A 12,936-nucleotide genomic window follows, 5' to 3' on the forward strand; every position below is an offset into this window, starting at 1 on the left:
CGGGCGGGCCCCACGGTGTACGCCGTCGTCCGGGGCATCGACCCCGCGACTGCGGACCTGGCCCTCTTGGTCGTCCTCTATCCGGCAGACGAAAGATCATTTCGCTGGGGAACAATGCCAATCCAGCAAACGAGGTAGATGTCTTCTGCGCTAATCGGCGGTAGGGGCGTTACGGGTGGCGGCGGAGTCAGGCCGAGCCTGGTGGCTACGTCCCGCAGAGCTCCGACCTTCTCGCGGATCGAGACGTCCGGGGTGTTCAGGACGTGGCGGACTTCCCGTTGGACGCGTAGTGCGTACGGCGCATTAAGACGCGTGGCGAGCCAGTCTTGGGCCTCACCCAGGAAGCCGCCATGCTCGGCGACGAGCGCTGCAGCATCACGCATGACCCGCGGAATTGGTGGGGCGAGGTTAGCTGGGTCCGTTTGCGCTGTCCATTTCGCGTAGATATCGGCCTGGGCCGCGGCCCAGGCGTCGAACGCCGCCTGGTAGGCGGTCTCAGGCAGGTCGGCCGGGATTTCGGGGCTACGCGGGTCAGCATGAGCGAGGCAGGCCAGGGTGTCGTCCACGACGTACGGAACCCGGGTGCCGTCGCCAGCGGGAAGCAGTTGGATGGTGAGGTCGGGGTTGAGCGGGACATAGCGGTACCACGGTTTGGGGTGGTCGCCGATGCGGGCGCAGAAAACAAATCCAGGCTCGGCCCCGTCGCGGATCATCCCGGTACCGCTGCCCCATGGCAAAGCAAGGACTCGGTCACGGGTGGTTCGTTGCTGGAAGGCGTTGGCCAGCTTGCGCCGGTATTCCTCGCCCGAGAGAGCAGCGTTGCCACCATCGTCAAACAGCACCGATTCCTCGCGGCGGATCTGCTCGATTCGTTCTCGGGTTTCCGTGATAACCCGCTCAACCGGATCCACGCCGGGTAGGACATGCCCAATCCCAACCGCCGCAGCCGCCGCCTTCAGCTTGCGCTGAAGGCGCTCTTCAAGGCCCAGCAGCCGGTCGAGATCCTCGTCTGGGAAGAAGCAGCGCATGAACACTTCGCCGTGCGGTGAACCGATTCGGTCGATCCGGCCGTGCCGTTGGACGAGCCGCATCGGGTTCCACGGGAGGTCGTAGTTGATGATGTGCCGGGCCTGCTGGAGGTTAACACCTTCGGCGAGGACATCGGTGGTGATGATCAGGTCATACTTGTCCTCTTCGGCGCCGGTGCCGGCGGTCATCGGCGCGAAACCGATAATCACGTCGGCCCTGTTTGCCTTATCCGAGCCGGCGACCATCGCCAGACGGTCACGGTAGGCGGCGAGCCGCGGGGCGGTGGTCACCAAGTTGTGCAGCGCCCGGTGGAGGTAGTCGGCAGTGTCCGCGAAGTAGGTGAAGACCAAGACTTTGCGTTTGTTGCGGGTGTCCTTGTCACCAACCCCTTCCTGTTCGGCGTCGCGGCTAATTACTGCCAGCTCCTTGACGAGCGCATCGACCTTCGGGTCACGGTCCCAGCGGAGGTCGCGGACCTGCTCGTGGAATCGCGTAAGGAGGTCTCGGTCGGCCTCGACCGCCTCTTGAAGCCGCGTGACGTCGTAGTCGGCCGCGTCGGCCACGCCATCTATGTCGTCGAGCGAGTCGATAAAATCGTCGATGTCGTCGCTGTCCGTCGCGGCCCACTCCCGTAGCGCGTCGCCAGTAAGGACGAGCCCGGAGTCGAGCGCGGAGAGAAACCGGTCGTGGGAGGTAATCATTTTAGCGACGGTGCGCTCGAAGGCGTACGACGAAGACTCGAATCGCTTGAGCAGGTTTGATCGAAGCAGGCCAGCGTTCTGTGCCTCGTACTGTTCGGTCTCACCGCCGATGCGGAACCGCGATGGCACATAGCGTGCCATCGTAAGCACCGAACCGGGGTCGGCGAGGATCACCCCGGCAGCGAGTGACTCGCTGAGAGTCTCGTCGGACACGTCCGCGCCAAGCGCCGTTGCAAGATCGTCGAACACGCCGGGCAGGACCTCGTCAAGGTCATAGTCAACGCGGACAACGCGCGGCGTCGGAAACCTGATAATCTGCTCGGCCCCGTTGATAACGACCTTGTCGCCGACGTAGTGATTCTTGACGAACCGGCGCGTGCGCCGTACCGCCACCTCGTCGAGCACGTCGAACAGGTGCTCCGGAGACAGGTCATCCGGATTCAGTGCCATCGCCCGCTGGAAGTACCGGCGCAGCGACGGGACGCCCACGTCCGCGAACGCCGCGTCGGACGGGGCGAAATAGGAGATCAGGTTGTACAGGTCTTCCAGGCTGTTGTTTACCGGCGTCGCCGTCATCATCACGACGTCCTTCGGCACCGCCCCAGAAAGCACCTTTCGCAGCGCCTCCGCCCGCTGCGTTGCCGCGTTGCGCAGCGCATGCGCCTCGTCCACGATAACCATCGCGTACTCGTCCGACGCCTGAAGCTGGCTCGTACGTGACCCCGCCACGTCGATATCGGCGACCAACTGCTCGAACGACAACACGTCAGCACGCAGGTTCTTCTCCTGCAAGAACGGGCGCCAGGTTGAGTCGCGCAACGTTGCCGGCGCAATCACAAGCACCTTCTGGCGGCGGTCGAACACCGCCTCATGGATGAGCTCGCCAGCGATGAACGTCTTCCCGAGACCCACCTCATCAGCGACGATAACGCCCTTACGCCGGGCCAGGATTCGCTTAGCACGCCACACACCGTCAGCCTGGAACCCAGTCAATCCCATCCGAGAGGATGCCGCCGTATCAGTGTCCAGGTCTGTGCCGTAGGACTCCCACAGCATCCGCAAGAAAACGTCCCACGGCTGATGTGCGGTCCACCGTGCCTCGTACAGGGCAGCCAGGTCGTAAGGGCGCGAGGCTTCCCACTGCTCGTTGAACCAGTCAATCACCAACTGCACGGCGCTCGGCTGGTACTGGCCAAGGTTCAGCTCATTGTTCCGAGCGAGCCCAGCGTAGGTGAAGTTACTCGACCCGGCGATCACTCCGGTCGCATCCGTCTCGACGATGAACGCCTTGCCGTGTAGGAATCCCGCCTCGTAACGGCGAACCCACACGTTCGGGTTGCTCCGCAGCCACGTCACGAGCCGCCGGGCTTGGGCGTCAGCCTCACGAGTGAACCCGAGCAAATTCCGGTCCTCCTCCAACGAGCGGGCATGCCCCGCGAGCGCCCGCTGGACCTCCGGTGACGGACCCCGCCGTCGCCGCGGTATCGCAAGAGACCGCACCCTCGGCCGGTCATCGGCCTCCAGTGGTTCCGCACCAAGCAGCAAGCGCACTCCACCAGCCTGCTCCAACTCGTCAGCGAGCAACTTGAACCCGCCCGGGTTGAAGTAGGCCGTCGCGATAGCCACCGTCGGGGGCCGAATCAGCCGCTCTCGCAGACCGCCTAGCAAACTATTGATCGCTCCGGCAACTGTCTCGCTCGTCGTTGGCCGGTTCGTCGCAAACTCGACGCGAAAGCTGTCGTTGGCGATAGTCATTCTCGGTTGTCCGATTGCGTACCGTCGGTGAGGAGCTGTCGAATCCCGTCTCGTTGTTCGTCCGGCAACGCATCCGGCGTATTCTCAAAGTCCAAGAACATCGTCTCAGCTTGGTCCGACGACAACCCCAGGCCCCGAATCGAAAGCGCGTCAATCTGAGCCTTGATCAGAATCGCGCTTTGGGAATTGCCCGACGAGGGAGGCAGCATTCGGCTGCCCGCTAGATTTACATACCCATTGGACCGCAGGAGAGCGGCGACAAGCCCAGCCACCTTCTCGCGGTCACTGATGGACCAATCCGGAAGAGGCAGCCCGTCGATGATGCGTTTGCCCAAATGCCGGTCTACGAACCGCCGCGCCCACCAATCGGCAGCGATGCTGTTGAGATATCCGAGAAGCGCTAGGATGTCCATCGCCGTGACTGCTGGATCCATGCGCACACCATGCGCGTACCCCTTACTGAAGAGCCAGCCAAACTCTGGAAGCGCGGTCGCTATAAGTGTGCGGCTGTCATCATTGCGCACGGGAAATCGGAACACGAGCGGCGGGTGGGTCTTGTCGAGAAGAACTTGACCATTCAAAACAGATATTCCGCTAGCTGTCGAGACAAGATCGGCTGGCCTCGGAATGTACTTTCCCTCCACGTCATCCGTGAGGTCGTAGGCGTCGACATGACGCGTCATAGTTACGCGCCACTCACCGCCGGTTGTTACCTCGGTAGCGAAGCTCTTGTGTTTTCCGCTCCCTGAGAAGTCCCAACGTGTGCTGTCGGCCGTTCCCCTCACCCAGCCACGACCGCTCCCAAGGCGTGGATGACGCGACATCGCGGTGAAAGTTGCGGGATCGTCAGGGTTTTCGAACCAGGGAACATTCAACTCGTCACTGAGGTCGGCCAGGTCCAGGACCGACAGGTGCAGGCCCTCGATCTGCCGCTCGGCCTGAAATCGGGGAAGGGAGTCGGCAGCAGCGTGAACGGTAACTCCCTCGCCCCGGGTCAGCGCCAGTAGGCAGATGGTCATGCGGACATCTACGCCATCAAACAACCACTCTGCCCGGTTACGCAGCGGGAATACGACGACTCTGTGCCGACGAATCATGTGTTCTCGGATCGGCGCCCATCCGCCAAGCATGAGGAGCGCCTGCGGAAGTACAACTCCGACTGACCCGTGGGTTCGGACCAATCTTAGGTTGCGCTCAGCAAATATCTTTGCAAGGTCGTAATGCTGAGACTTCTGCAAGCGATAGCTGCGAGCAAGTAGATCCTTCATAGCGTTACGGTAGGCGCTCTCGCGCTCTTCCTCCGCGGCGTCAATTGGCCGGTTTCGTCGAAGCCATGCGATCCGCTCCTCACGCCTTTTTCCTTTAAGGGCGACAAGTCCTGGATCGCGTATCACCCAAAACTGATGTGGTTCATGCCGCACCTTCTCCCACGGCGGGTTTCCAATAAGAACATCAAACCCCGGGTTATCGCGGAGGAATACCTCAGGAAATAAATAGGGAAGCTGTGCCACTTGGAACTGCTGCACCTTGTCCTGCAGCTCAGACTTTTGTCCGGCGGATAGGGCCTCGTCCGCGCTCGATGGCAGCCCGATAATGCCCAAGCGGACGCCAACCGCAGCGTCCATAAGGGCCTTCGCCCCCTTGGCTTCCTCCATAGCCTTGAGGTGCGCTCTTGCGGCCTCCCGGACCTCCGCTTTGGTTGCCTCCGCAGTCTGAGCCACACGCAACAGCCGATCCCTCGATAAGGCCAGCGCGGTTTCGATCTGCGAAAGGAACAGGCTGTACTGGCCAGGTACGCGTTGCGGTTCGAGAATATCGAGGACCTCGTCGATAGTGCCGATGCCGGTGAGGCTGTTGCCGACCACGAGGCCGTGGTCGAGTGCGCTCATCGGGAGGCCCGGTACAAACGTATGGATCCAGATGCCGAGCCGGGCAAGCTCTACGGCCATCAAGTTGAGGTCGAGGCCGTAGATGCAGCGACGGGCGATTTGTCTGCGTAGGAGCGCGGAGGGTTCGATCTCGATGTCTGGGGCGCTATCGCCGAGCGCGTCATGGGCGGCGGTGGCGAGCCGATGAAGCTCGTTCGCGACGGCCGGGATCGGATGGGTAACTAGGAAGGCGGAGAACCGGTTTTCGATCCGGTCGATGGCGGCGACAAGGAAGTGGCCTGATCCCATCGCCAGGTCGGCGACCCGGAAGTCGAAGAACACGTCGGCGGCCTTGGCGTCGTCGCCAGCGTCGAGTGCGGCTTTGACGCGGTTGAGATGGTCGATGAGGGCCGGTTCGAGGGCAGTGTCCAGAAGGTGCTCGACCGCGAACTGTTTGGTGAAATACGACCCGGTCGATTTTCGTGCCCCGGAGGCGTTGTGGAAGTACACCTCACCCGCGCGAACCTCAATTGCCTCAGCCCGCTTGGCGGGCAGGTACGCCTTGGTCCTTGGATCGACGGCCAGGTCGGATGAAGCGACGGACAGCGACGACTCGAGTAGACCTTCGTAGATGGTGCCGAACTCACGGACGGACAGCGCCCGGAAGTCGACTGGGCCACGGGTACCGTCGGGTCCGGTGTCGACGAGTAGGGCGCGCAGCGCCCGGCCGATCTGTGCGTTCGTCAGGCGCATCGCGGCGATGGCCTTCCCGGAAGGATGCGCCTCGTCGGCGGCGAACAGGCCGCCGTTGTAAGCGGGCACACCCCACTCACGGTTGCCGTCGTCAACGGCGCGCCACACACCGAGTAGGTCTTCCCACCGGTCCGTGGCGTCCGGATCGAACTCTAGGTCTGGGTTGTCGGCGAACTCGCGGGCGAGTGTCTTGAGTGCCTTCTTCGTATACCGCGGGTTACGTAGGTAAGGCAGCAGCCCACGGTCTTCGGCGTAGGCGATGAACAGCAACCGGAAGAGGATGATGAGGGTGCGGTGGTAGGCCTCCGCCAGATTCGCTTCGCTCGTAGCACCCATGTACCCGGCGACCGCCTTGGCAAGATCGGGTACGACGTCGACGTAAACCCGTTCCCGCAGGCGCTCGCCGAGCGCGGCCGCGTGATCAGCCGAGGCGCGCAGAATCTCCGCGACCGTGCCGTTTGGAGCTAGGGCGTCGACAGAGAACAACAGCGCCAGGTAGGCAGCGTCGTCGGCGGACAGCAGCGCCAGGTCGAGCTCGAGGAAGGTCTCGGTCTGTCCCTTGCGACCGACGCCGACATCCGGTTTTGCCGAATAAAGCCGGATCTGGGCGCCGCGAAGTACGACTAGCCAGGGCACGTCGTTTGCCTGGGCCGCTGCGATTCCATGCGCCACCGGGCTGACCGCCCCGAATCGGGCGGCTGGCCGATCGAATACGTCCTGTTCGTCAAGGAGGACGGCGACCGCCTGCTGCGCGCCGTGAGCGCTGAGGAGCAGTGCGGTGGATCCGTAGGCGGTGGCGGTGAAACCGAGTCCGTGGATGAGATCGGTGCCCCGCAGCCTTAGCAGCGACTCGGCAGGCTTCCTCTTCGTTGTCCAGTCACTCCGAGTGGGAACACCGGTCCGAAGTTCGTGAGATGCGAACAGGCCAGAGTTGGTCAGGCCAGGAACTAGCTGATCTTTCTGACCGACCAGCAACCGGTGCAGCGTGCGATCAGCGGTAGCCGGGTCGGGGGCGGCAAGTGCGGCGGCGCAGATCCGTTCAACCTGGCCCAGATCTAGATTGGTAAGCACTGCCGGGTCATCCCGCGTGCCGCAGATCGCCGCCTTCCACTGGCCACCCGCGGCATAAGCGACGACCAGCACGACAGGAGCCGCTCGACGGTTCCACCGTAGGCTCCACAGCCGCCGAACATCCTCGGTTTTAGGAGCAGCTTGCGCGGTGGCCAGCAGGACCTCGAACGCGTCAGGCCCTTCGGCGATAAGGACGCGGTCAACCGTGAGCGCACCGGGCGCTCCGGCTGGTTTGGGCCAGATGATCTCCCGTGCATCCGCATCGTCAAGGAAAGTGTCTGCGGTTACAGCAGTCAACGCCGCCCCCTTATCCCCCACTGGCGCCGGTGCCACTCACTCCTGCGAGGTACAGGGTGGGCCGGCGGAGGATGAGCCTAGTCGTGGTCGCCGCGCCGATCGAGGGGATGGCTCGGGGCATCAGAAGGCAGCGCGCCGGATAAACCCCCCGCCCGCATGCGAGGACGACGGGGCGATGCCGTGGACCCCCCGGCCATCCGCGAGCAGCGCGTCGCCGCCGGACTGGCCGACATGGACGGCCGGGCGTGCGTCCGGGGGTCGGTCGGGTCGTGCCCGACGCCGGCCGGGACGCCAGCCTCGTGGGCCAGAGCGAGCGGCGTCCAGACCAGCTGGTTGCGGTGGACGGGCGGTGATCTCCGGGGTGTCCGGGCCGATGTGCCGTGCCATGCCGGGACGGGTCGGTGGTGGCGATGTCCGCCAGGATGGAGGGCGAGCTGAATTCGGACGGCGGGCGGGGCCTGCGGTTCCGCGGTCATCTCGGCGGCTCCTCACCAGCACCCGCAGCGCGTCGTCGCCCCCGATCGCCGAGTTCCCACCGCAGCGCGTCGACAACCCGGACGGATCGGCGACCTGGTGGCGGATCAACGAGTCGTGTCTTCGCCCTGCTCTTCGTCGCGCTGGCTGATCAGCCGTTCGGGCAGGCGAACCGCCGCTTTGACGCCCTGAGTTCGCAGCAATTGACGCGTCAAAGTGGTCAGCCAAGGCCCGCCAGAGCACCGAGAAGTGGGTACACGACCTAGCCCGGTGGACCGGCGTGTGGGCGGCCCACCGGACCAGCAGCCGTCGGCCAGGCTGCTGGCCCGTAGCCGGGGAGCCTTGTCCTAACCTGGGGCTGTCAGCGGCATGTCCAGCTCCTTGATCAGGTGAGGAGCGACGATTAAGCCGTTGCCCCGGTAGTAGTGGCCGCCGGCACGCCTGCCTCGGTCAGCCACCAGACGAACGCCTGCTCCCAATCTGCTCCCAAACTAAGGGCCGAACGCCACGAGGCCCGTTACCGGAGTTCCGGTAACGGGCCTCGTGACCTGCACATACTTACGGTGGGCGATACTGGGATCGAACCAGTGACCTCTTCGGTGTGAACGAAGCGCTCTCCCGCTGAGCTAATCGCCCTCAGCGCCGATGACTCTACCTGATCGTGGGACCGGACCGGAAATCCGGGGTCCGCGTGCCGCGGGCGGTCGGTCGACCAGGCCGAGCCGCCATGTCGGACCGGTCAGTGCGTCGCCAGGTAGTGCAGCGCCTCGGCGACCACGTCGATGCCGAAGCTGTACTTGAGCGACAGCCAGACCACCGAGCCGACGAAGACCAGGCCGACGGAGCCGAGCAGGAACCGTACGGTCAGCGATCGCTCCTTCACCCACTGCGTCCAGTTGTGCACGTGTCGGCGGGTGAAGCCGAGCAGTCGGCGGGCCCAGTGGAACTCGACGGCCCACACGCCGAGGCCGGCGATCACCAGCAGCCAGCCGGGGCCGGGCAGCGGGATGAGGGCGATGCCGATGGTGACGACGAGGGCGCCGGCGATGGCGATGAAGATCTTGAGGGTGACCCGTCCGGTCGGGTTGGCCCGGATCAGGGCGAGGGTGGTGCTCAACCGCTGCCGCCAGCGCGGTCGCTGCCGCCGCTCGGCCAGCGCCGTACGGCCCGCGCCGCCCTGGTCGGCTCCCGGCCGACCGGGCCGCTCGTGCTGTTCCATCGGCACTCCGTACCCCCGCTTTTCGGCTGTCCGGGCCGCGACTTTCGGCGGGTCCGGCACTGCCATCGGATCCACTGAGGATCGTTTCGTAACCATTTCCTCCCCCAGTGTGGCTCGCGCCCGTCACTGGAACGGACGACTGGACGTTACCGGAGTAAGTCGACGACTGAACCACCCGATGCCGGGCGGGATCACGCACTGGGCAGAACCGGAAATCCTACATGAATCTTCACATTCACGCGGCCTTTCCGACCCCCTTCCCACCACTGGGTGAAGTCAGCGTATGGCGGAGCGTAGCCAGGAGTAGCACCTGAGTATGGGAAAAGCGGGACACGCGCGTTCCGCAGCGGTGCCGGGGGGAGATCGTCCATGAGTGTCATCCGACCGACGACCGTAGAGGTCGAGACGTCGCTAAGGCTCGTCGCACCTGACGCCACCGCCTTGCCGGTGCGTGCCAGTCTGCGTTACGACCCTGCTGATCCGTATGCGGTCCATGTCCTGTTCCACGCCGAATCTGCCGGCGGCGAGGCGGTCAGCTGGTCGTTCGCCCGGGAGTTGCTGGTCACGGGTCTTGACGAGCCGGCCGGCATCGGGGACGTGCGGGTCTGGCCCTGGGCCACCCCGCGCGGGGACTTCGTCGCGCTGGCGCTGTCGTCGCCCGACGGCAACGCCCTGTTCGAGGTGCCGCGCAGCGTCCTGGTGCGCTTCCTGCGGCGGACCTACGTCGTCGTCCCGCGCGGTCGCGAGGCCGAGCACCTAGACGTCGACACGGCGGTGACCCGGCTGCTCGCCGGCCGCTGAACCACCGGCCACACCGGCCGTCCGGGGCCGCGCGGATCTGCCGAGTCCGCGCGGCTCCGGCCCACCAGGGGGTACGCGCACCGTCTCCCGCCCTTCGTCAGGCTCAGCCGTGGGTGGTGATGCCGCCGTCGACCGGGATCACCGCACCGGTGAGGTACGCCCCGGCGCGCGACGACAGGTAGATCGCGGTGCCGGCCATGTCCTCCGGCCGGCCGATCCGGCCCAGCGGCACCTGCCCCTCGATGGCGGCCCGGGACGCGGGGTCGTCCAGCGCGAACGCCATCATCCTGCTCTCGAACGGCCCGGGCGCGATCGCGTTGACGGTGATCCGCTCGCCGGCGAGCTGGTGGGCCAGGCTGCGGGTGAGCATGTGCACGGCGGCCTTCGTCGCCGAGTACGCGTACACCTCCATCATCGGCACCCGGATGCCGTCGATGGAGCCGATGTTGATCACGCGGGCCGGGTCGTCGGCGCTGGCTGACGCGCGCAGCGCGGGCAGCAGCGCGGTGGTGAGCCGGAAGAGCGCCTTGACGTTGACGGCCCACAGCTTGTCGAACGCACTCTCCGGGTACGACTCCAGCGGCGCGCCCCACGTGGCGCCCGCGTTGTTGACCAGCACGTCGAGCCGGTCGAACCGCTCCCGTACGGCGGCGGCCAGCCCTTCGGCGCCGGCGTCGTGGCCGAGGTCGGCGGGGATGGCCTCGCAGCGCCCCTCGGCGGCGAGTTCCTTGGCGACGGCCTCGCAGACGTCCGCCTTGCGCGACGAGATGATCACGTGAGCGCCGGCCCGGACGAAGCCCTGGGCGATCATCAGGCCGATCCCTCGCGAGCCACCGGTGACCAGGACCGTCTTGCCTTCGACCGAGAACAGATCCGTCATGCCCATCCCATCGCGAGTCGGCCCGGGGCCGCCGGGCGGGGCGACCTGACCGGCGTGGGACCGGCTCCGGCCGTGCCTGGACCGGACGGCGCTACCGTTCGGTAACGTAGCCCGGCCCGCAGGACCTCGACAACCCCCGACCGCCGAGCTGGGAAGCCTTCCCGGGATGCGTTGATCGTCGCTGCGGGCTACCGTCGCAGGCGATGGTCTCTTCCGGTCAGCTCTCCCCCGCCCCGCCCGACAACCCGGCGACCGCCCCCGCCGAGATCGACACCGTGGCCCTCGGTGACCTCGCCTCCGAGCCGCGCTGGCGGCGCCCGGTGCTGCTGGAGAGGGACCTGCTCGTGCTGACCACGGGCGGACACGGCACCGCCGAGCTGGATTTCCGCGCGCTGCCCTGCCGCCCCGGCACGTTGCTGCGGGTACGCGCCGGGCAGGTGCTGCGCTGCGCCGGCCCGCAGCTCGACGCGACGGTCGTGCGCTGGGAGCCGGCGGCGCTGCGCGGGCTCGACGTCGACCCGGACGCCGTCACGTCCTGGCTCCAGCTCGCGGGCGAGGACGAGGACGCGGTGATCAACGAGGTGAGCCAACTGGCCGTGGACTGCCTGCGGCACCGGGGCGTGGCCGCCGCACGCGGACTGCTCCGTCACCAGCTGGCCGTGCTGCTGCTCCGGCTGTCGCTGCTGCCCGCTGGCGCCCAGCGGGCGACCCGGGCGGAGGCGGCCACGTTCCACCGGCTCTGCCGGGAGGTCGAGCGCGGCTACCAGCACACCCGCCGCGTCGAGGACTACGCCGCCCGGCTGGGCTGCTCGGTGCGTACGCTCACCCGGGCCTGCCTGGCGGTGACCGGGCGCAGCGCCAAGCAGGTGGTCGACGAGCGGGTGGCCCTGCAGGCGAGCCGGCTGCTGGCGGCCACCGACGAGCCGATCGCCCGGATCGGCCGGCGGCTGGGTTTCTCCGAGCCGACGAACTTCGGCCGGTTCTTCACCCGCGAGGTCGGGATGAGCCCGGGCGCGTTCCGCGCGGCCCGCGAGCAGCCGGTACCCGGGGCGCCCGTCCGGCCGCGCCCGCCCGCCGACATGGCCGGTCGCCCCCGCGGGGCATGATGTCAGGGTGCAGATCTCCGCACGCGGCGACTACGCGGTACGGGCGGCGCTGAGCCTCGCCACCGCGTACCCTCAGCTGCTCTCCACCCAGGCCATCGCGGCGGAGCAGGACATGCCGCGCAAGTTCCTGGAGGCGGTCCTGGCCGACCTGCGGCGGGCCGGCATCGTCCGGGCGCAGCGCGGCGCCGAGGGCGGCTACACGCTGGCCCGCCCTCCACGCGAGGTGACCGTCGGCGCGGTGCTGCGCGCCGTGGAGGGCCCGCTGGCGGGGGTACGCGGGCTGCGCCCGGAGGAGACCAGCTACGAGGGCGCGGCGGAGAACCTGCCGGGGCTCTGGGTCGCGGTGCGGGCCGCCGTGCGGCGGGTCGTCGACGAGGTGAGCCTCGCGGAAATAGTCAGTGGCCGGCTGCCGGCCCACGTGCGTAGGTTGACCGCGTTGCCCGACGCCTGGGAGCCGCGCTGATGCCCACCCCCGTCCTGCGTACCGACCGGTTGCTGCTGGAGCCCTACCGGCCGGACGACGCCGAGGACTCCATCGCCCTGCTCACCGACCCCGAGGTGGGCCGGTTCATGGGCGACGGCCCGCTGAGCGCCGAGGAGGCCGGCGCCCTCTTCGGGCGCGTGTTCACGAAGGTCTACGCCGAGGAGCTCTTCGACGTCTGGGCGGTGCGCCGGGACGGTCGCTTCGTCGGGCACGCCGAGATCAAGCGGACGGACCAGGTCGACGGCCACGAGATCATCTACGCGCTGGCGAAGCGGGCCTGGGGTGCGGGCCTGGGCACCGAGCTGGCCGGGGCCCTGGTCCGCTACGGCTTCGACACCCTCGGCCTGCCCCGTGTGTACGCGACGGTCGCCGACGCCAATCACACCTCGCTGGCGCTGCTCGGCAAGCTCGGCTTCGTCCACGAGCGCGACATCGCCGAGGACGACGGCAGCGTCACCCGCGTGCTCGTCGTCGACCGCGCCGGCGCCTGACACCCGC

At 66.9% G+C, this 12,936-nt stretch carries 8 protein-coding genes and 1 tRNA gene; 4 read left to right on the forward strand and 5 right to left on the reverse strand.

The annotated features are described in order from the left end of the window. Positions 1-77: 77 nt before the first annotated feature. The 4 genes from ACGFIR_RS09780 to ACGFIR_RS09795 form a co-directional block, all read right to left on the reverse strand. Positions 78-3,485, reverse strand: coding sequence for a helicase-related protein (locus ACGFIR_RS09780; RefSeq protein WP_393144285.1), 3,408 nt, complete (start codon positions 3,483-3,485; stop codon positions 78-80). Beyond that, positions 3,482-7,474: an Eco57I restriction-modification methylase domain-containing protein gene (locus ACGFIR_RS09785; protein ID WP_393144287.1), complete on the reverse strand. Its 3,993-nt coding sequence runs from the start codon at positions 7,472-7,474 to the stop codon at positions 3,482-3,484. The genes ACGFIR_RS09780 and ACGFIR_RS09785 overlap by 4 nt, the downstream gene beginning before the upstream one ends. Positions 7,475-8,512: 1,038 nt before the next feature. Continuing rightward, positions 8,513-8,584: transfer RNA gene (locus ACGFIR_RS09790), tRNA-Val, on the reverse strand. Positions 8,585-8,687: 103 nt separating this feature from the next. Continuing rightward, entirely contained in the window at positions 8,688-9,263 is a 576-nt protein-coding gene (locus tag ACGFIR_RS09795) for a TIGR02611 family protein (RefSeq protein WP_393003825.1), read from the reverse strand. Positions 9,264-9,536: 273 nt separating this feature from the next. Here ACGFIR_RS09795 and ACGFIR_RS09800 point away from each other — a divergent pair, with 273 nt between their 5' ends. After that, complete coding sequence (locus tag ACGFIR_RS09800; protein ID WP_053653619.1) at positions 9,537-9,968, forward strand: SsgA family sporulation/cell division regulator; 432 nt, start codon at positions 9,537-9,539, stop codon at positions 9,966-9,968. Positions 9,969-10,071: 103 nt separating this feature from the next. On the opposite strand, the gene ACGFIR_RS09805 is transcribed toward ACGFIR_RS09800, so the two are convergent. Then, on the reverse strand, positions 10,072-10,848 hold the full coding sequence (locus ACGFIR_RS09805; RefSeq protein ID WP_393003827.1) for a glucose 1-dehydrogenase: 777 nt from the start codon (positions 10,846-10,848) through the stop codon (positions 10,072-10,074). 203 nt (positions 10,849-11,051) lie between these two features. On the opposite strand from ACGFIR_RS09805, the gene ACGFIR_RS09810 reads away from it, so the two are divergent. The 3 genes from ACGFIR_RS09810 to ACGFIR_RS09820 are packed head-to-tail and all read left to right on the forward strand — an operon-like array spanning position 11,052 to position 12,929. Further along, positions 11,052-11,954 (forward strand): helix-turn-helix transcriptional regulator, encoded by a 903-nt coding sequence (locus tag ACGFIR_RS09810; protein ID WP_393003829.1) that lies wholly within the window; start codon positions 11,052-11,054, stop codon positions 11,952-11,954. A 7-nt stretch (positions 11,955-11,961) separates the two neighbouring features. Next, positions 11,962-12,417: an RrF2 family transcriptional regulator gene (locus ACGFIR_RS09815; RefSeq protein ID WP_393003831.1), complete on the forward strand. Its 456-nt coding sequence runs from the start codon at positions 11,962-11,964 to the stop codon at positions 12,415-12,417. Next, the gene (locus tag ACGFIR_RS09820; RefSeq protein WP_393003833.1) at positions 12,417-12,929 is read left to right on the forward strand and encodes a GNAT family N-acetyltransferase; all 513 of its coding nucleotides are present in this window, start codon (positions 12,417-12,419) and stop codon (positions 12,927-12,929) included. Before ACGFIR_RS09815 ends, ACGFIR_RS09820 begins: the two co-directional genes overlap by 1 nt. Positions 12,930-12,936 lie beyond the last annotated feature (7 nt).

It is taken from the genome of Micromonospora sp. NPDC049051 (genome assembly GCF_043197575.1).
Classification (GTDB): domain Bacteria; phylum Actinomycetota; class Actinomycetes; order Mycobacteriales; family Micromonosporaceae; genus Micromonospora.

What these genes read in the sequence shown, in the direction of transcription:
- ACGFIR_RS09800 (WP_053653619.1), top strand. Translation starts at nt 9,537, where the DNA reads ATGAGTGTCATCCGACCGACGACCGTAGAGGTCGAGACGTCGCTAAGG.
- ACGFIR_RS09820 (WP_393003833.1), top strand. Translation starts at nt 12,417, where the DNA reads ATGCCCACCCCCGTCCTGCGTACCGACCGGTTGCTGCTGGAGCCCTAC.
- ACGFIR_RS09810 (WP_393003829.1), top strand. Translation starts at nt 11,052, where the DNA reads ATGGTCTCTTCCGGTCAGCTCTCCCCCGCCCCGCCCGACAACCCGGCG.
- ACGFIR_RS09780 (WP_393144285.1), bottom strand. Translation starts at nt 3,485, where the DNA reads ATGACTATCGCCAACGACAGCTTTCGCGTCGAGTTTGCGACGAACCGG.
- ACGFIR_RS09805 (WP_393003827.1), bottom strand. Translation starts at nt 10,848, where the DNA reads ATGACGGATCTGTTCTCGGTCGAAGGCAAGACGGTCCTGGTCACCGGT.
- ACGFIR_RS09795 (WP_393003825.1), bottom strand. Translation starts at nt 9,263, where the DNA reads ATGGTTACGAAACGATCCTCAGTGGATCCGATGGCAGTGCCGGACCCG.